Annotated in this window: 10 protein-coding genes; 1 reads left to right on the top strand and 9 read right to left on the bottom strand. The window is 41.8% G+C overall.

Annotation, left to right across the window (positions count from 1 at the left end):
- Positions 1-132 precede the first annotated feature (132 nt).
- From ACIQXP_RS17685 to ACIQXP_RS17665, 5 genes are all read right to left on the bottom strand, one after another.
- On the bottom strand, positions 133-1,794 hold the full coding sequence (locus ACIQXP_RS17685) for a pectate lyase family protein (protein ID WP_387506389.1): 1,662 nt from the start codon (positions 1,792-1,794) through the stop codon (positions 133-135).
- A 396-nt stretch (positions 1,795-2,190) separates the two neighbouring features.
- Complete coding sequence (locus ACIQXP_RS17680; RefSeq protein WP_387506386.1) at positions 2,191-4,041, bottom strand: RagB/SusD family nutrient uptake outer membrane protein; 1,851 nt, start codon at positions 4,039-4,041, stop codon at positions 2,191-2,193.
- A gap of 11 nt (positions 4,042-4,052) precedes the next feature.
- A complete protein-coding gene (locus tag ACIQXP_RS17675; protein ID WP_387506383.1) occupies positions 4,053-7,322 on the bottom strand; it encodes a SusC/RagA family TonB-linked outer membrane protein in 3,270 nt (1,089 codons plus the stop codon).
- A 440-nt stretch (positions 7,323-7,762) separates the two neighbouring features.
- Entirely contained in the window at positions 7,763-8,431 is a 669-nt protein-coding gene (locus tag ACIQXP_RS17670) for a DUF3826 domain-containing protein (protein WP_293742098.1), read from the bottom strand.
- Positions 8,432-8,447: 16 nt separating this feature from the next.
- Positions 8,448-10,082 carry a fucose isomerase gene (locus tag ACIQXP_RS17665; RefSeq protein WP_387506380.1) on the bottom strand — a complete coding sequence of 545 codons (1,635 nt, stop codon included), beginning with the start codon at positions 10,080-10,082 and terminating at the stop codon, positions 8,448-8,450.
- Between the two features lie 227 nt (positions 10,083-10,309).
- On the opposite strand from ACIQXP_RS17665, the gene ACIQXP_RS17660 reads away from it, so the two are divergent.
- The gene (locus ACIQXP_RS17660; RefSeq protein ID WP_293742096.1) at positions 10,310-11,179 is read left to right on the top strand and encodes an AraC family transcriptional regulator; all 870 of its coding nucleotides are present in this window, start codon (positions 10,310-10,312) and stop codon (positions 11,177-11,179) included.
- Positions 11,180-11,224: 45 nt separating this feature from the next.
- Here ACIQXP_RS17660 and ACIQXP_RS17655 read toward each other — a convergent pair whose 3' ends face one another.
- From ACIQXP_RS17655 to ACIQXP_RS17640, 4 genes are all read right to left on the bottom strand, one after another.
- Positions 11,225-12,157 carry a dihydrodipicolinate synthase family protein gene (locus ACIQXP_RS17655; protein ID WP_293742095.1) on the bottom strand — a complete coding sequence of 311 codons (933 nt, stop codon included), beginning with the start codon at positions 12,155-12,157 and terminating at the stop codon, positions 11,225-11,227.
- Positions 12,158-12,212: 55 nt separating this feature from the next.
- Positions 12,213-13,781 carry a sodium:solute symporter family protein gene (locus ACIQXP_RS17650; protein ID WP_391527791.1) on the bottom strand — a complete coding sequence of 523 codons (1,569 nt, stop codon included), beginning with the start codon at positions 13,779-13,781 and terminating at the stop codon, positions 12,213-12,215.
- A gap of 98 nt (positions 13,782-13,879) precedes the next feature.
- The gene (locus ACIQXP_RS17645) at positions 13,880-17,434 is read right to left on the bottom strand and encodes a malectin domain-containing carbohydrate-binding protein (protein ID WP_387506375.1); all 3,555 of its coding nucleotides are present in this window, start codon (positions 17,432-17,434) and stop codon (positions 13,880-13,882) included.
- A gap of 50 nt (positions 17,435-17,484) precedes the next feature.
- Positions 17,485-20,292, bottom strand: coding sequence for a glycoside hydrolase family 95 protein (locus ACIQXP_RS17640; RefSeq protein ID WP_387506373.1), 2,808 nt, complete (start codon positions 20,290-20,292; stop codon positions 17,485-17,487).

The raw sequence follows: 20,292 nt of genomic DNA, 5'->3' as shown, positions 1-20,292 counted from the left end.
GAGATCTCTCCCGGTTCAGATTTAGCCTCGCTGAGCAATTGTGGTTCCCGGCTCCGCTGCACTGCGCCTGAAATGATTGGTAAATTGCGAGGTGAGTGGCGACACTTCCCTTCAAGCCTGTACCTTACCCGTCTATCTCAATTCCGGCCTCACTTTATTCACGTCTACCACGCTGTTTAAATATACTTCGATGTTCGAATAACCACTTTTGGTAATTTTAACGGCATCTGAAGCATCTTTAGGATTTAATCCCTGTTTAATCTCATAAGCATCAGGCATGCCATCATCGTCAGAATCTTTGTAAGGTGTACCCTTGTACTCCGGATAGCCGCCCACCTGCGAAATTTCAGTAATAATACCCAGTTTATAAGAATCACCCTTTAACCTGCGGTGTTCAAACTGGAAAGCGGAAGGTTTGGCATCAGGATGTACTTCGATTTTGCCGGTAGCCACCTGCTTTACCACACGGGTATCAACCGGGTCGCGTTTAGGTAAGGTAGCACCCGCATTGGCCAGTACATAATCTTTAGCTTGCAAGGTTGGGATAATGCTGATTTTTGGCATCGGAAAAGGTTTTTTCGCCTTCATGGCCGGGAAATATTTACTAGCCGTTTCGAATGGCATTAAATCCCCCTTTTTATCTTCCATTTGTACGCCACCAGCCCAGTTATCACGTGTTACTTTTTCATTTCCAGCGATAATATTGCCACTTACATAGGCCCTGCCGAACACCACGTAAGGCAATTTACTCCGGCCTGATTCAGGTTTTAAAATGCGGTAGCTGATCGGGTCGCCCAATTCGGTAACCGGACCAGGTTTGTAGTAGTTATTGATGATATTGTATTGTGCAGTATAATCACCACCATCAGTTGAGCGGTTGTTCCAGTTGAAAACCACGTTATTGGCAAAGTTGAAAATACCATTCCAGCCAATGGATGGGTTACGGGCACCATTATCGGCCCAAAGGTTGCGGACAAAAGCGCAGTTTTCGCCACCTAAAGTACTGCCGAAAGCGTGGTTCCAGTAATCCAACGCTTCAGAGAAGATCGAATTCTGGATGGTGATATTTACTGTGCCCAGTTTTTCTTCAATTTTACCGGTGCTGTCGTTATACATGTGGCGGTACATCGACATATTTTCATCTAATCCCCAACTGGCCGAAACGTGGTCGATCATGATGTTGCCTACCGGGTTACCACCAATGGCATCGTCGCGACGACCCACAAACGTTTCTCCTCTTCTAAAACGCATGAAACGCACAATAACGTCGTGGGTATTCAGCCAAACCGATTCGCCGGCTACGCAAACCCCATCGCCGGGTGCCGTTTGACCAGCAATAGTAATATATGGTGCACGGATGATTAAAGGAGTTTTTAGGCGTATAATTCCGGCAACATTGAATACCACAATGCGGGCGCCCCCTTGCTCGCAGGCATCACGTAATGAACCCGGACCGCTATCGTTTAAATTTCTTACTACAATAACCCTTCCGCCGTGGCCGCCAAAACTATAGGCTCCACCACCTTCAGCACCCGGGAAAGCCAAAAGTTCTGATTGTGGTAAATCAGTTGGCCGGCCCGCCCATGGAATATAAGGTTTACCTGCTGCAGCTTCCTTCGCGATAATAGGCTTGGCCTTTTCCCAGGCAATATCTGATTGATGATAAGCTTCTTTAAGCATCGAATCGGATGATTTTTTTACATCATCAGGGATTTTAGGGTATTGTGCGAAAGCATGATTGGTGGAGAGCATTAATGCTGTTGCGAACAACAGATTTAAAAAGTTCTTTTTCATTTGTGTTTTGCCCGTTGAGGAAACTAAAGAAATGTCGCAAATATTTTTAACTTAACCTAAATGCCAGGTTATTTTTTTAAAAAATTGCGGCTTTATCTTTGCTTATCCTATGATTGTATTTTGGTTAGAAAGTATATAATGTTTCAAATTTGCATGCTGTCTGGACTTTTTTTCGGTATAATTTTAGCGAGATTTTGTATCATTTTACCAAAAGGTAAAATGAACCTCCAGCCCGTCAAATTACATCCATTCAATGCAGTTACAAGATAGCAATAAAATTCATATATAAATGTAACATTCTTAAATGAAAAAAGGAAACAAATTAATGCTTCCTTTTTCAAACCAATTATAAAAAAAAGGCGATGAGCAGACCGCCCCTAAAGCGATTGTGAATGATTATTGAAGTGGATCAAACGGGCCACCCCATGTATTGTTTTGCTGCAAATTAACGTTGTTATTGATGGCAGCAGTTGGAATGCCATAGAAGTAATTACCAGACTGGAAGTTAATGTTTTGGTTATCAAGTGCTTTTAGACTTAACGTAAAGTTTGAAGCGTATAGAGCATCTAATGAAGTTGATGCAGAAGCCTCCCTGGTTGAGGCAATATAATCCGTTGCCAGCGTTCCGCTTCTTTTTAGCTGAATGACAAGTGCATTTCTTTTCATGCCATTCAGGGTGGATTCAAGTAGTTTCCTCCTTCTCAGATCAAAAAATCTTTTACCTTCAAATGCAAATTCAACCTGTCTTTCTTTCATAATGGCAGCAACCAGATCGCTACGGGACATGCCAGCGTCTAAGCCGTACAGGCCATCAGCGCCGGCCTCAATTCCGGCTCTTTTTCTAATGGCGATCAAATTAACATATGGTTCATCCGCAAGGCCTGATTTATTCAATTCTGCCGCACTTTCTGCCAGATTCAACAGCACTTCTGCATAACGGATTTCAATCCAATCGGTACCGATGAATGTACTTGGCGAAGCTTTGGTTTCATCTACTCCTTTACGTAGATAGAAGCCTGTGTTACTCGCTGCAGTTGCTTCTGTCGTTTTGTTGGTGGTACCTGTAGCTGCGCTGTAATAATAATATGTCCATAAGCGTGCGCCATTCATGACGTTACCCCAGGTTGCCCCATTATAAGCAATAGTCGCGTAAAACCTTGGGTCTCTGTTTTTATAGAAGGTAGACATGGCATACGGATATTTTGTTGATGCGCCAGGTCCGCTGGCCGGCTTGCCATCCAGCATCGGAAAAGCTAAGCTCATTTCGTAGCTAGGTGTAAATGAGCCGTTTCCTGAAACAGATCTGGGTCTGGCACTATTATCGAATGAATTATTATTAGCATTGATATCAACAGATGATGTATTGAATCCTGTTACCAATACTGCTTCGGGATTTGCCGGAGCGCCGTTCGAAGTTCCCCCTTCGGTTGTCCACATGGTGTAGTCGAATTTAGGATAAAGTCCAAAACCATTCGCAGACAATATGGTTACGGCAGTCTTATTTGCATCATAGGCTGCCTGCCATCTGGCCGCATCGTTATTGGGATTAAACTGCGGGCTGGCATAAGTTAGCAATACCCTACCCATAAAAGCAGCAGCTGCACCTGACGTAATTCTACCATAATCTGCCTGTTTAGGCCATTTTGCTGGCAAATATTTAACGCATGAATCCAGATCACTTTTAATCTGGGCAAATACTTCGCTGGTTTTAGCACGAGGTGTCAGGGCCAGTTGTTTGGCCTCGTCGCCAACGGCGTTAAGCGGCACCAGGATCAAGGGTACCCCTCCGTATAGTTTAACGAGTTCGAAATATCGATATGCTCTCCAGAAATAGGCCTGTGCCGCAAACCGACGTTTCACGGCTAGATCTAGTGTACCTGCATTCAAATCTCTCAGGAAAGTATTGATTGTCCGGATTTTTCCGTAACTGTTATTGTTGGCATTGGCTACCCCTAAATCGGTAACACTTTCTATGGTAGCAGTCCCTAAAACAAAAACGTTACTTCCCTGACCTTCTTCTGTCAGGTTATATGTTCCGGCTGAGTGAATGGAACCACCGGTACTACCGAACCAACCCGGTTGGTTTTGACTATATAAATAATCAACATTTAACTTTACCGTGGTTGAATCATTAAATACCTGCTCTGCGGTAAAATTTCCCAAATCAGATTTTTCCAGAACTTTTTTGCAGTTTGTTAGCGAAATTACGGCTAAACTCAATGCAGTTATAACGAATATCTTTTTCATCTTAATACGTATTAAAAGCCAATATTTAAACCGAACGACCATGTTTTTAGTGTTGGATAACTATATAAAGCTGTTTGCAGATCTCTGTATTTACCAGGATATGGATTAATAAATTGGATTGGATTGGTAGCTACGGTGAAAACCCTTGCGCTGGACATACCTATTTTATTGGCAATTCTGGTTGGTATGTTATAACTTAAGTTCAAGCTGGTGATGTTAAAACTCGTCGCTTTGACTAACCAGAAATCAGACGTTACTTCAAAATTTGTTCTGAAAAAAGGGTTAGGGTAAGCTGCATCCGTGTTTGTTGGTGTCCAGTGATCTACCCAATAAACAGGTCGGTTGTTGTAAATAGATGCACCTGTTGCAGAACTGGATTGATTTGCTGGTTTTAAACCATCAATTGACGTCCAACCGCCCCATGATAGCCCCATAATCACGTTTAAAACCAAACCTTTATACCCAACATTCCAGTTTAATCCCAGCGCGTTGTGGTTACTCTGCCTGTTTGTAATAAAAGACTGATCTTTTTTATCGGTACTGATTATCCCGTCGCCATTTACATCTTCGTAATTGATCATGCCTGGCTGTAAGGCTTGTCCAAATATTTTAACATTGGCTGCTCCTCCTGCTGCTGCTGCGCGTTGTGCTATAATTGCATCAGCTTCGGCCTGGGTCCTGATAATACCTAGTGACTTGTAACCAAATACCCCCAAATCAGAAGATCTTCCGGTAACATCTTCAACAGTACCGACAATTGCTGCAGATTGATCTACTTTTAACATTTTATTATCCATCCAGGTGTAAAATGGACTAAAGCTGTAGCTAAAATCTTTACCGATATTGTCTTTCCAGGTTAACGAGAACTCCCAGCCAAAGGTATTGGCATTTGTATAGTTCTCTGTTGGTGTATTTGCGCCAATGGTTGCCGGAACAGATGAACTTAATGTGGTTAAAATATCTGTACCGTGATTCCAGTAATACTCTCCGGTGAATGATAAGCGATTTTTCAGAAAAGCCATATCTACACCATATGATGTTTTAAATTCTTTGTTCCAGGTTACGTCGGCATTTGGAATCGCCAGATTTGGTTTAATGGCAATTGTCCGGTTATCGTTTCCATTAAACACGGCTCCTCCAGAACTACCGGTGCCCAGATTATAGTTGGCTAAATATTGATAAGCCTTTGTATTATCAACACCAGATAAACCAAATGAGGCCCTGAATTTTAACAGGTCTAACCACTTCAGGTTATTTGCAATAAAGGACTCTTTTGAGGCTACCCAACCAACCGACGCCGCAGGGAAATTACCCCAGTTTTTGCCCGGTGCAAACCTTGAGCTTCCATCTCTTCTGAAGATCGCCTGAAAAAGGTATTTCTGATCGTAATCGTAATTGAACCGGGAGATAATCGATTGGAACCCAAAAGTACTTACTGTTGCAGATTGGTTTGAATTTGACGTACCAACAGCGAAAGATTGATAATCTAAAGCGCCTGCCACTAAGCCTGTTGCCTCTGCGTTAACACCTTCACTGTTTTGTTCCCGTTGCTCAAATAAAGCCAGCGCGGAGATATTATGCTTTCCAAATGACCGGTTGTAATTAAAACCTCCGTTTATCTGATAGCTATCTGCAAAAACAGGTGTTAAACGAACTTTGTCCCCGTTCAAGACATTGAATGTACCGGTTAAATTTCCTCCGGGAATATGGTTGTTGGCACCTAACCCGGCATATTTATAATAAACAAATGAGGTACCGAATTGCTTGTTGTTGGCTGCATTTAGATTTTTATTAAATGTTGCAGTGGCTGTCAATCCTTTAATGCCGGGAATTTCATAAGTAACTTTAGCCAGGATATTTGTTGATGTATTTGTGCCACCGGTATAGTTATTTGAGTTTTGGATCTGGAAAAAGTTGATGTTATCGTTACCACCGGTATTGCTTCCTCCAATAACTACGGGATTACCATTGATAAAATATTCTTGCCATGGCTGAACATTCTGTAGTGATGCGGCATCATTATCCAGATTTTCTGAAGTGCTGGTTAGTTTATACCAATAACTTCTGGAATAGCCAACATTTGCGTTTAATGATAATGAAGTAACCAAACCTTTGGCAGGTTTTGCATCAACTGATGCTCTTAAGCCATATTTGTGTGAATTAATTCCTTTAAAGTTGCTGTTCTGATTAACGAAGTCGCCGCCAATAAAATAGGTTACTTTATCTGTACCGCCACTAATATTTGCTGCTGTTCTCCAAACATAAGCTGGTTTAAAAGCATCGCCAAAGTAATCGTGACTATTGCTTGCAAAATATTCTAATTCATCCGGGGTGTACCAGGCAGCAGTTCTTGAGCTTGCCGGAACACCGGCGGTTACCAGATAGCCATCAGCGTTAATGTATTTATCTACCGGTACACCTGGTACGGTTTGGATATATGCTGATGCATTGGTGTAATCGTTAGAAAATGTACCCAATTGCAAAGAATTCATCATTTTAGGCATAATCGTCGCAGTAGAAACGCCCAGTGAATTGCTGATATTAAATTTAGGCGCGCCGATTTTTCCTTTTTTGGTTCTGATCATCACTACACCGTTAGCACCTTGAATACCAAAAATGGCTGCTTCTGCATCTTTTAATACGGTTACGCTTTCTACCTCATTAATGTCAAGATTGTCGAAATCTGCCTGTGTCCTGATGATATCATCAATCACAAATAATGGATTGGTTCCTTGTCCGCCATCTTTAGCAAATACCACTGGATTACGAATCGTGATTGTGGTGCCCTGTCCTGGTCGTTGTGCGCCACCGGAAACACTTAAACCAGGTGTAGTACCTTTTAATGCTGATGTAATGTTCAAAGCCGGAATATCCTCAACAGCCTTTAGGTTAGGGGTAGAAACGGATCCCGTTAGCGAGGTTTTCTTTTGGGTACCATAACCTACTACAACCACATCGTCTAAACCCTTATTATCTGAAGCAAGCTTTACATTGATATTGTTCTGGCTGCCTACGGTAATAAGCTGTCTGACGTAACCGATATAGGAAAACACCAATACATCTGTATTGTTTCTTACCTGGATGGTATAAACGCCATCTGCATTGGTGCTGACATTGCTTGGCATACCTTTAATGCTGACGTTAACCCCTGGTATACCGCTTCCATCTGATTGATCAACAACCTTACCGGTAACCTTTCGCTCCTGGGCAAAAAGTATTGTACTTGCCACCAGCATCAGTAGCAAAGGCAAAGAAATTTTGCGTAAAAATTTTAAGTTCATATTGTTATTTGGTTAGTTTTGAAGTTATTTAAATGGTTGCATTGCTCCACTTAACGTTCAGCTACTTAATCAGGCATGTTGCTAAAATGCCGCTATTAAAAGCCTTAAAAAGGTTTTTAATACGATTTTAAAAAAAAATGGGTTAATCGGCGTTTATCGGAAATCATGCGACAAAACATAGCGTAATCTGGCTCATGTATAGTTAATTTGTGTGAATGTTTTGGTTAGAAAGTAGTAATTCAAACTGCAATTAAAGTATCGATATTCCAGCTAGCCTTATTGCCTGAATACTGTATGATCTAATTTACATGAAATCAAAAATACCAGCTAGTATATCTTTTAATAATTGACATTACAAGGTACTAATAAAATTCATATATAAATGCAATATTCTTAAATAAAAAATGTTAAAAAAAATCGGGCATTAAAACCAATGAGAATTAATTGCCATCAGCTTTTGCCTTGCGCCTTTTTTCCCATTCAATACCTTCTTTTTTCAGGTCGTAACCGGCAGCAGAAAGGTAATTGTTGATGCGGCCTTTATACTTACCGAACCAGGCATGTTTTTTATCTGATGATTCTGCATCCATTGCACGTTCTCTCGCCTCAGTTAACCAAACCAGAATTTGCTTTTTCTGCTCATCGGTTAAAGTGAGTATTTCTTCCTGGTAAGCTTTATAAGTAAGCGGCAGCACGCCATAAGTCATACCGTTTTTCACCCCTTCAATTTGTTCATTACTGAGCTGGGCGTTCAATTTGCTGATGTATTTTTTGTGCAGTTTAGCCAGCGATGCTTCTACCGCACGGTTCTGCTTAGCTAAAGCCGAATCGCGCAATACCTTATTCTCTTTATTTTTCTCCTTAATATCTTTCGCCCCGAGGTCTCTGGCGGTATAAATATCGTTTAGGTTACTGTACTGATCTCTGATGATATTGGTAACCTTTTCAGCTTTTTTGCTATCGCTGATACCCAGGGTATTTACAATTTTAGCGGCACGCTCAGTAATGGTTTTGGTATAGGCCGCCTGATCTGCAAGGGCCTTATCCTGAGCAAAAACTGCCGTTGCAACGGAGAACGTTAAGAACAGGGCTAAAATTTGTGATTTCATTTTTTTATATCTTTAATCAGAGTTTCTTTTTTTTTCCAAGGTTGACATCTCCACAAAAGTGCACTTTTATGCCCAGTTCATCCATAGCCGCTGCTTTAATTCTGCAGGCTTCATGTGCACCGGCCTCGTAAGTGGTGTATACCACCTGAATGTGGTTGGCCTGGTGGCGTGCCATTAACTGATCGCGGCTGACCCCTTTTAAAATGGCATGCATAATAGGCCATTCGGGTGTGGTTCCCTCCCATCTTCTTTTGGTTTCAGCTGCAGGTAAAGAGACTACTTCGCCCACTCCTAAATCGCAGTGCAGTTTATTATGCTTTATATATACGCGGCTCCATACGATAAAACCGGGCTTACTAATGCCTTTTAATGATCCACCGCCCAAACGAAAATACATTGCAGGCTGTCTGTCGCTGCTTGCTCCGGCGTAACCATCAATGAAATGTGCGGCTGGCGCCGCGCCTGAAATGAGAAAGAGCCAAACAAAGCCGTCAATTTCGCCTCCTTTATAATGTTCGCCCCAACGGATATCATGCAGGGTATTTTCTCCGCTCATGCCGAGTTCATTCCAGAGTTGATAAGTGAGCAAAGCATCCAAACCGGCACATTCATCAACTTCGTTAAAATGTGGTAAAGCCTTTTTGGCGTACAGTTCTTTGCCGTTTAAGCCATATACCGGTGGACGGTCTTCGTTATTAAGCAAACCTTCCACCAAATCGCTGGCCACGGTCAAATCTTTTAAACCCTGCTGGTATTGGATACCGATGGTGTCGCAGCTAAACTCGTCGGCAGTGCGGAGTGCTGCAATATACATGCGGCATTGCTCAAGTGTTTGTCTTTTTGTTAATTGTGTAGCCTCGTCAGTACCCCAGTTAAAGGTCATTCCTTTTTGCAACAGCCAATCTAAAACACCTTCAGCTTCCTGGTCGGTTACCTGTAACATGGCAGCATATAGAGCTGATTGACTGAGCCGCTCTTTAAAGAAACCGGTGCGGTGCAGCAGTTCATCGGGAATGATAGCATTGTACATACCCATGCATCCTTCGTCAAACACGCCCATTATTACTTTCCGTTCTTTCAGACTTCTGGCAAAGTCCCGACCTTTTCTATCGTCGCTTAAAGGGATTTTATTTAGCGCGAAACTTTTAACGTGACTCTGATCATAACTGATTTTACCGGTAGAAAGCCATTCCTGCAATCCGTCGATAAAAAAATCGTCAGTAAAATTTTCACTCCACAGCGTACTGTAAGGGATTTGCGCCTTGGTCAAACAACCGTTTAAATTTAACATGCCTACCAGTCCGGGCCACTGTCCGCTCCAGTTGGCGAGTGTAAGTATCGGACCACGGTGCGTGGTTAATCCGGCTAATACGTGATGAGAATACTGCCAAACGCTCTCTGCAACGATTAAAGGCTGCCCGGGGTCAATACTCCTGAAGATATCCATACCCATTCTTTGCGAATCGATGAAGCCGTGTTTTTTAACCGGATCATAAGCGTGTGCCCGTTTAACCTTCCTGCCAAGCTGCTCAATTGCTGCAGTTAATTTTTGCTCCATTTCGGCTTGCGCTGTCCAGCAACTTTGGTTTGCCGAAAGGCGTAAATCTCCACTGGAAACGATAAGGATTTCGTTTGATTGATCTGATCTCATATTTTATTAATGAACACAAAATTTACAGGAAAATAATATGCTCTTTATTAATTTGGTTATGCCATACGGCTCTTATACAAAACTCTGCAATGAAACACAGCATTTTATCATGCTTTTTATCAACTTAATATAGGATATTATCATTTAAGTGCCTAAATTGGGCATTTGTAATTGATGCCAGTATTGGCATTGGATGGCAATCCTAACCAAATGTTTTTATCAGAATCATGAAACCTCATTTTCATAAAGTACCCGTTACCCTGCAAAGTTCTTTTAGTATCCGTCATGATATTAAACCCGATTTCGGCAATATCTGGCATTACCATCCGGAGCTTGAACTGCATTATGTAATTAAAGGTGAAGGTGTACGTTTTATCGGCGATAACATCAGTAATTTTGTACCGGATGAAATGGTTTTGCTGGGCGAAAACCTGCCGCATACCTGGCGTTGTAAAGATGAGTATTTTCAGGGCAACCCCGATTTAACTACCGAGGCGATGGTGATTCATTTTCTGCCTGATTGCCTGGGGAAGTATATGCTCACTTTGCCGGAGGCTTACCTGATTCCGAAGTTATTTGAGAAAGCAAAAAGCGGCATGGTAATTAATGGTAAAGCTAAAGACAAACTGATTGATTTAATGCGTGCCGCAGTTGATGCCACCAACCTTGACCGGATTATTATTTTGCTCTCAATTTTAAAAACACTGGCCGAAACGGATGAATACTCGACCATTGTAACGAGCAAAAACACGTTTTACCAAAGCAATGAATCTGAAACCCTGCGGATTAACAAAATCTGCAATTATACTTTAAGTAATTATAAAAAAGAAATTACATTGGAAGAAGTAGCTTCTTTAAGCAATTTGAGTGTAACTTCTTTTTGCCGTTACTTTAAGCTGATGACGAAAAAGACATTCTACGATTTTCTGATCGAGATCAGGGTGAGCCACGCCTGTCGTTTCCTGATTGAAAATAAGTTGCCTACTGAAATGATCTGTTTTGATTGTGGCTTTAATAACGTTTCCAATTTTTACCGGCATTTTAAAAAGGTAACGGGAATGACGCCGCTGGATTATAAGCGTAAGTATTTGAATTGATTCTTTAAGACCCTAAAGGTTTTTAAAACCTATAAGGCCTATGGTTTATATAAAAACCTCGATATTTAACTCGCTTCTTAAGGCAGTATAATCATCAAACAATTTTTCTAATTCTTTAGCTACATCGGACGTAAATGCGCCCACATTTCTCCGTGTAAAAGTTGAAATGTTTAAACCGCGTTTCTGCAGAAAATATTTGGAAACTACCGGGTAAACATTGTGCATCACGTCCATATTCTCAGTTAGGAAATGTTGCACAGCAGCTACATCATCTTTTAAATGGTTATCGTTGTAATGGTCGCAAAGCCAAACAATCAACTCCGGAAAATAATTCCCCTGAATGCAGGATAATCCTGAAGTACCTGCTTTTAACGATTCTACGGCATGCACCATGTAAGCATCATATAAGCCAAACGCATGACCATCAGTGAGTTTAAGTTTTTCTTTAATCTGAATGAGATCAAGGCTGGTATCTTTATGGTAAATTACCCTTCCTGTGGCGACAAAATCAGCCAGTTGCTGTGGTTTTAATACTCTTTTGTAGGGTACAGGGCATTCGTAGAAACCCAACGGAATTTGATCCGTCTGATGCAGCAGCTCGAACACGCGATCGTTAAATATTTCATCGCTTTCCTCCTCATTGGCCAATAAACTGGCAATGGCAATAACGGCTTCGACGCCGGTATCGCTTACCGCTTTCACAAAATCGGCCTGTTTGGAAATGGGCCCGCCAAAGGTACCGGTAGCCACAACCGGTACTGCTCCGTTTACAACTTTGATAACATGTTTGATGACCTGGATGCGCTCTTTATCTGTTAATTCGAACATTTCGCTCGAAAGGCAATTGGCAAATAAACCCGATGATCCGGCCTGCAAATAAATCTCTGTAAGCTGGGTAAGTGCCGGAAAATCGATATTTCCATTGCTTAAAAAAGGCGTAAGCATAACCGGGATGAACCCTTTTTGTGAGTTTTCCATTATATTGTGTCCTGATAAATTGTTCTAAATAATTGCCAGATTGAACCTTCCGGATTTAACTGACGTTTTTGATTTTTCTGTTTTTAATTTTCGTCAGGAAAAGTCCTGTCAAAAAAATGGTTAAGGTACCGGTTACAATAATCATGTTTTTATGCAGCGGATTTCTAAAAGCTTCATATTCCGGAGGCAGAAGAGAAGAAAATGTCATCCATATAATTACGGCAATACCGATAATAGTTGCGGTTATGGCTTCGTGGTTTTTGCTTTGCCGGCTTATAATTCCCAATAAAAACAAACCCAACATGCCGGCGGCGAATATGCCCGAAAGCTCCCACCATACATCCAATATACTTTTTACCCCAATCATGGCAATGCCCGCAATCATGCCCAGTAAACCAAAAGCTACTGTTGCGATGTGCAGCAGTGATAAATTCTGCTTTTCATTGATTTCGGGTTTAAAATACCGCTTGTAAATATCGACCGAAAAAACAGTTGCCGACGCGTTCATTCCGGAGCTGATGGTGCTCATAGCGGCCGATAAGATTGCTGAAACAATCAGCCCCACTAAGCCCACGGGTATTTTGGTCACCATAAAATGCGGCATAATTTTATCGCCGTAATCTGCCGGCTGTAAAGCGTTCTGTACTTTTAAAACCTCAGTTGCTGCAGCATGCAAAGGCAATCGCTCTACCGCTACTTGGTGTTTAACCGATTGTACCAGTTCAGGATTAATTTCGTAGTAGGCAAATAAGCAAGATCCTATAATAAAGAAAAGTAAGGATGCTGGAATATATAAACATACACATAACCAGATTGATTTAGAGGCTGCCCGGCTTGATGAAGCGGTATGGTAGCGCTGTATATAATTCTGATCCATACCAAAATTATTCAGGTTGATGAAAAAGCCATAAAGCAAAACTACCCAAAACGATGAGCTGATAAAATCAGGTTTAAAGCTGCCCAGACTAAATTTATTGGCGGCTTTGCCTATCTCTGCTATTTTCGCTACTCCGCCTGGCATATGGTTGATCACGAGATAAAGGATGAGTAAAGCACCAAATGTTTTTACTATGGCCTGTACCACTTCTGTCCATATTACCGCTTCAATTCCTCCTAAAACGGTATAAATAATGATGCAGATGCCCATTACAATCATAATCACTTGCATGGAATAGCCGGTTAAAGCCTGTAAACTCAAAGCGATGCCGAAAAAGATGGAACCCATCCTTGCCAGTTGCGTAAGTAGGAAGCAGACGACAGCATATACCCTTGCCCAGGCACCAAAGCGCTTTTCGAGATGGGTATAGGCCGATATTTCACCTGTATTTCTGTAAAACGGCACAAAGTATTTAGAAGCTACCCACGCGGCCACTGGCATTGAGATACTAAATACAAAAGCATTCCAGTTACCACCGAAAGCTTTTCCGGGTACACCCAAAAAAGTATTACTGCTTAAGAACGTTGCATAAATAGATAAACCTATTGCCCATCCGGGAATGAGGCCCGAAGCTTTTGTAAATTGCTCGGAATTTTTATTTTTCCTGGAAAAATAAACTCCAACTAATATCATTCCAACCAAATAAATGGCGATAATCGCAAGATCGAATATAGGCAGACCCTTCATTATTGGTTGGCTCGTTTATTAATTTGGTTAAAACAAATATGCATTTCTAAAAAACAGTATTCATATAAGATTTTGGCCACATATTGTACCATCTTATCTTATTGAACATCCAAAGCATCAATACTCATTCCTTTGGTTTTGATGGCAGTAATTCTTAGCTGATAGGCACCTGCGTTAATCATATTACCGGTATTGGTGCTGAAATAGTTCCATTTACCTGCCTTGGTTGGTGCAAATTCTGCCTGTTCTGTTTTCATCAAAGTACCATCAGCTGATAAAAGCTCCAGTTTAGCTTTCAGGTTTTGCTCCAAAGGGTTGTGATATTTAATGGTTAACGAATAGTGATCGGCAACGCCTACAGCGAAATTCCAGGTTAGAACGGCATCTGTATTGGCTTTAAAAGTAACGCGCTCCTTGCCCATCAACTCTTCTTTTACAATGTGGTTACCTTTTAAAATGGCATCGGTAGCCTTGTAGGTGGCGGTGTTTTTTAGATCGTAAGCAGGTTGTAAATGTGTAACCGGTAAAACGAAAACATTTGCCGTGCGGCTATCAAAAATGATCCGCTCTTTTGGATTAAGCCTTTTACGGTACAGCCGGAAGCTTTCTGCACTGCTGTTGAACAAAGCGGTTTTAGTATCTTCAAAACCTGTTGGCACACGGCTATTGGGGTTTAATGCAACAAATGTATCTGCCGTGTCCGTTGCGGTAAATTCAATGCCCTCCTGCCCGCGCGAAGCTTTTAGCCATTCGGAACCAAATATGCTGGAAGGCAGGCTGGTAAAGCTTGTTTTTTCTCCAATAAATTGTGCTTCTCCAATGTCCAGCCAGTTATGTATTTCTGCATTTTTAATTTTGGTCAGAAGCGATTGGCTTGCTGGTGCAGGCTTGATATTTTGATTTGAACTGGCTATGGCAATGGCCGAAATTACTGCCTGTCCAACTTTTATTTCCGGAAAATGAATCGTTAAAGCACCACCCTTTACGGTCGTTTTGATGGTTTTCTTCAACAATGTATTGCTTCCCGCTTCTTTCCAGATATCTAAATCTTTAATCACGGTTTTGCTATTGAAAGCCACATCGAATAAGCGCATGCCTTTCGCGTCTAAGCCACCACCAATGCCCAACCAGGGTTCTATAAAATAAAGTTCTACCAAATATTCGCCATCTGGCAAAGGAAAATGGTATTTCAGCTGGTCCCGGCCATACCTGAAAGTCTGAAATAACTTCCAATCGGTTGTGCCTGCAATGGGTTGAAAAGTACGGCGCTGACTGGCAAAAAAAACAGGTATACCCGGAAAATCTTTTGTCCATGAGCTTGAACCATAACAAGTTTTTGCCGTTAAGTTCCTGTCTGCCGACCATTGATTCCCGTAGGTATCAGTATAATCATCACCACCACAATTTAAGCGGTAAACATAGTGGTAGTTTTTTTCGGGAGCTATTATTTTTTGATCGGTAACCAGTTGATTGAAATCAGGGCTTTGCGGTAGATTTTGCAAAACAAGCTGATCTTTTGCAACCGCTTTCCCATTAACGTAACCTATCGCATACAATACATTATATTTGATATTGGGTTTGTTCCACTGAAAATGCGTGCCGGTTACACCCCGCTTCTTTTTGCCAAGTGACTGACCGCTAATATCGTTAAAAAGCTCTACTTCATCGCAATTGGAATATACCACCACACTATCTTTTATCCCGGGCCTGCTCCAGCGGTTTGGCCAGGTATGCGATACGATGTATACCATTGGTTGTGTTGCTTTTGGCGCATAGTTAGCCCTGAACATGTAAAAAACATCGGTAGGTTCTTCCCATGGCGTAAACATACCTTTATAATTTACAGGGCCAACCCGGTCTAAATCCCGAAGTCCCTCGCCGCCCTGAACGCGTCCCGGATTATCATGCGAGCTATACAGCCAGAAAAAATGCCCTGCAGTTTTATCCTTTACCGATTCGGCCAAACGCACTTTGGTTTCCATCAGGGCGGTCATTTTGTTTTCGGTATAACCCTTTCCTGCTGCATCAACATCGTGCAGATCGATGGTTCGCCAGGCGCCGTATTCGCCTACCAAAACCTGTCTTTGCAGGTCTTCTCCATAAGTTAAGGGGTTGCCGCCATAGGTGCCTGTCCAGTTTTGGGGAACATCCCAATCGGTGCCTTTGCCGCCATTACAAGTGGTTACTTTTCTTTGTGACGATGCGGTTGGGTCAAGTTTACGGATTAATTCGGTGCACTCCCGGGCGAAATCTTCAGGCAAAGTGCTTTCGTTTTCCAATCCCCATAAAACCACAGCAGGACTATTTCGTCTTTCTTTTACCCAATCGGTTAAAAGGGCTTTGAAGTTTTTTCTAAATTCAGGGCTATCGTACCAGATGTGTGCAGCCATTTGTGTCCAGCATAAGATCCCTTCCTTATCCCAATAATTAGAATACAGCAGGTTGTGTGGCTGGTGTGCATCGCGGAAGGCATTAAAACCTGCAGCTTTAATTTGCATCACACGCGAGCGGATTTGGGCATTGCTAAAAGCATGGCTCTGTCCGATTAAATGTTCATATTCGGCTATCCCATTGATAAATACAGGTTTTCCGTTTAACAAAAATACTTTCTGATTAGCCTGTTCCCCTATTGGCCAGCTAATCCATCGGATACCGTAAGGTGTTTGCTGCTCATCGAGCACTTTTCCATTTTCAATGAGGGTAGTTTTAAGCGTGTAGAGATATGGGTTTTCCAGCGACCATAATTTCGGATTACTTATGGTAGCCGTCTTCTGTACTACATTCATTTCTTTCCGTGGACCGAGATGAATGGTACTGCTCAAGGTTTGTATTATTTTTCCATTTGCTTCTGTAAGCTGACTGATCAGTTTAAGCGATCTGTCTTTTGAACCATAGTTTTTAAGACTTGTAGTGAAATTTAAAACTGCAGCCTTTTCCGAAATTTTATTATCGTTCCAGATGTGAATACCAAAAGGTTCTACGCGAACTTCATTGGTAACGATGAGGTGAACAGGCCTGAAAATCCCCATAGGCTGCGAGCCTTCCGAAAAGCCACGTTCAGTAGAACAACCGCCATCAACCCAGGGTAAATCCTGAATGTTGGCCGGGTGATCGGCCCTCACTGCCAGTATATTTTCAACGTTATTCAGTTTAATCGCCGTTGTAATGTCTAGTGTAAAGGTAGTTCTGCCACCTGCATGGTAGCCTACCTTATGGCCATTTAGCCAAACAGTTGCATAAGAGCCTACGCCTTCAAAATACAAAAAGAAACGTTTTCCAGCCTTGATTTCATTTGTTTTAAAACTCTTGCGATACCAGGCATAACCGTGTTTGTTACCGTGCAGCCTGCGTTGGTAGCCCTCGTATTGATCCCAGTTATGCGGTACATTTACACTTTTCCAGTTTTTAGGATGATAAGTGGCTGCCTGAAAACCCTCAAAGGCATTTACACTTTTCTCATCGGCAACAGTAAGCCAACTGTTATTTAAAGAGATAGTCTTCCGGATTTGAGCATTAACGAAATTTATACTGCCTAATCCCAGTAACAATAAGGTGAAGAAATGCTTTGAAGTATAGGTTATTGGTTCGTGCTGACATGAAACATGGCGTTTGAATAAGGGGATTACTTCCTTGCCCAAGGGACGTGTCTCCACGTACCTTTTACCATTAAAAATATTATCAAAACAATTCCTCAACCAACTTATCATTTCAAATCTCCGTTCAGTTTATAAGTTTCGCCTGCTTTGGTGTGCAGTTCTACCACTAAATTTTTATAATGTAACGTGCAATCTCCACCGGTTTTAGATTTCAGTGTAAATGAAGTTAATGTACCTTTATCCCAGCTCAAATCTACTTCAAAACCACCTCTGGCCTGTAAACCTCTGATGTTGCCAGTAGGCATCGCTGTCGGCAAAGCCGGTAAAATATCCAGATAGCCCTGATGGCTTTGCAGGATCATCTCAGCTATCCCGGCAGATCCCCCGAAATTGCCATCAATCTGAAACGGCGGATGTGCATCGAATAGATTTACGTAAGATCCGGCTCCGTTATTGGCTGGTTTCATCAACATCTTTACCAGTTTCATGGCATGATCGCCATCCTTAAAACGGGCCCAGAAATTTATTTTCCAGGCCAAACTCCAGCCCGTGGCGTCATCTCCACGATACAGCAATGATTGTTTTGCTGCCTGCATCATTTTGGTATCAGTATCCCAGGTAATGTCGTTACCGGGATAAACGCCCCACAAATGTGAAACATGACGGTGTTTGTTGGTTGTATCGTCTTCATCGGTTAGCCACTCCTGCAACTGTCCATATTTACCAATTTGATTTGGTGCCAGTTGTTTCAACTTTTCCTGCAGTATTTTTTTAAAATCTGTATCGGTATGGAGTACATCGGCAGCGGCAATGCAGTTCTTAAACAGTGAGCGGATAATCTGGTGATCCATAGTTGGCCCGGCTACCAAACCTCCATTTTCTGGTGAGTTAGACGGTGTACTGATTAACCAGCCTTTTTTAGGATCTTTTATCAGAAAATCTACAAAGAACAGCGCAGCCTGTTTCATTGAAGGGTAAGCTTCTTTTTCGAGGAATTTCCGGTCAGGGCTAAACTGGTAATGCTCCCATAAATGCTGGCATAACCAGGCTGCACCGCTTACCCAGATGCCATGATCAGCAGCGTTTATTGGGGCGGTTCCATTCCATAAATCGGTGTTATGGTGTAGCACCCAACCCCTTGCATTGTAATATGCTTTGGCCGTTTCGCCACCGGCTTTTCTTAAACCTTCAATTTTCCTGAATAAGGGTTCGTTTAAGGCCGATAAGTTTAAAACTTCTGCTGGCCAGTAATTCATTTCCAGGTTGATGTTGGTGGTATATTTACTGCCCCATGGCGGGGTTAATAAATCATTCCATATGCCTTGCAGGTTGGCCGGTTGCGTTCCTGGTCTTGAACTTGAAATTAGTAAATACCGTCCATATTGCATATACAAAGCAGCAAAAGGAGCATCACCGGAACTTGAAAATTTTTTCAAACGCTCATCTGTTGGTAGGTGTTCATTTTCTGAACTCCCAAAACTAACCTCAAACCTGTTGTAATATTGCTGGTATTCTTTAACGTGGTTCTGTTTTATTTCAGCATAGGTTTTCCCTTTGAGGCTTTTAAGTGCTTTAACATTGGCGGCAGCCGGTAAGCCCGAAACATCCTGCGCATTAATAAAATTAGTGCCCGCAGTTAAGTAGAGCGTAACTTCATCTGCCTGATTTATACTGATTTTTCCGTTTGCAATTTTTAAACTTCCTTTTTTAACGATTGCCGTTAACCTGCTTTCTCCTTTTAATGCCCCATTGTTAACTGCAACTGTTAAGGCAAGTGTTTGCTTATCCAGTATTTTAACGGCCGACCGGCGATGCGGACTTGATAATTCGGCATCGAAGGTGATGGCTTTAGGTTTATTGGCACTTAAATGAATAACGACAGCCTGGTTGGGTTGACTGGCAAAATATTCGCGCTGATAGTTTACCCCATTGCTGGTGAAAGTAGTTTTAGCTATCGCCGTGCTGATATCCAGCGATCGTTTATAAGTGCTTACCAAAAATTTACTAAATTTAAAGTATAAGTTAAGGTCACCAAAGGGTTGGTAGCTTTCCTGATACTGCGATATGGCAGGTGGCTTTTCATCCTGTATTTTATATTTCCATGCTTTTTCTAGTGAAACTCCTTGTGTAATATCTAATCCTACCGGATAAATACCAATTTTCTTGCTTGTATCTTTATAGCCGAGTAAACCGCCCTTATCAGCATAATTAAGCACCTGGATAGCAATGGTATTGCTGCCTGTTTTAACCAGTTTTGCTGGAACGGTGTATTTTCTCGGTTCACTGTTATCAGTATTGCCGACCAATGTGCCGTTAATGTAAGTAAAATCCTGATCACGGATGCGGTTAAGATCAAGTATCAAATCTTTTCCATTCCAGTTTTCAGGGACATCGAAAGTTGTTCGAAGCCATACCGATCCGTCTAAATTGGCAAGTCCAACCGTTTCCCAGCCCTCAAAAGCTGGTACTTTGAGGTTTTTCCAGTTTTTGTCATCAAAATTGGTCAACGCAGGATTACCCGTTAAGCCTTTTCCGGCCTTCATTTGGTTTACCCAGGCATTTTTGTCTCCGGCTTCGCTTTGTAAACCCATAAACTGTGTCTGCGCAAGGCTTTCGGCTTCTTTTTGTTTTCCTTCAAAAAGCAGTTCTCTAATGTCTTTTAAATATTTATATGCCCCTTTTCGGTTGTAATCTCTTGGTTTTCCCGTCCATAAAGTTTCTTCATTAAACTGGATATGATCGACCGTGGTACCCGCAAAAATCATGGCGCCAATGCGGCCGTTACCAATTGGCAATGCATCTGTCCATTTTTCTGCAGGTTTATTGTACCATAAAGTATGGTTGTTTTGCTGTGTCCAGGCATTTGATTGAACAATTATGGGTAAAATTAAAGTGGCTAAAGATTTAAATTTCAT

It is taken from the genome of Pedobacter suwonensis, assembly GCF_044762335.1.
Lineage (GTDB): Bacteria > Bacteroidota > Bacteroidia > Sphingobacteriales > Sphingobacteriaceae > Pedobacter.
The sequence above is the reverse complement of the archived record's forward strand: the minus strand, read 5'-3'. Positions and strand labels throughout refer to the sequence as shown.

Excerpts from the sequence above, each read along its gene's own strand:
- ACIQXP_RS17685 (WP_387506389.1), bottom strand. The coding sequence starts at position 1,794 with ATGAAAAAGAACTTTTTAAATCTGTTGTTCGCAACAGCATTAATGCTC.
- ACIQXP_RS17680 (WP_387506386.1), bottom strand. The coding sequence starts at position 4,041 with ATGAAAAAGATATTCGTTATAACTGCATTGAGTTTAGCCGTAATTTCG.
- ACIQXP_RS17675 (WP_387506383.1), bottom strand. The coding sequence starts at position 7,322 with ATGAACTTAAAATTTTTACGCAAAATTTCTTTGCCTTTGCTACTGATG.
- ACIQXP_RS17670 (WP_293742098.1), bottom strand. The coding sequence starts at position 8,431 with ATGAAATCACAAATTTTAGCCCTGTTCTTAACGTTCTCCGTTGCAACG.
- ACIQXP_RS17665 (WP_387506380.1), bottom strand. The coding sequence starts at position 10,082 with ATGAGATCAGATCAATCAAACGAAATCCTTATCGTTTCCAGTGGAGAT.
- ACIQXP_RS17660 (WP_293742096.1), top strand. The coding sequence starts at position 10,310 with ATGAAACCTCATTTTCATAAAGTACCCGTTACCCTGCAAAGTTCTTTT.
- ACIQXP_RS17655 (WP_293742095.1), bottom strand. The coding sequence starts at position 12,157 with ATGGAAAACTCACAAAAAGGGTTCATCCCGGTTATGCTTACGCCTTTT.
- ACIQXP_RS17650 (WP_391527791.1), bottom strand. The coding sequence starts at position 13,781 with ATGAAGGGTCTGCCTATATTCGATCTTGCGATTATCGCCATTTATTTG.
- ACIQXP_RS17640 (WP_387506373.1), bottom strand. The coding sequence starts at position 20,292 with ATGAAATTTAAATCTTTAGCCACTTTAATTTTACCCATAATTGTTCAA.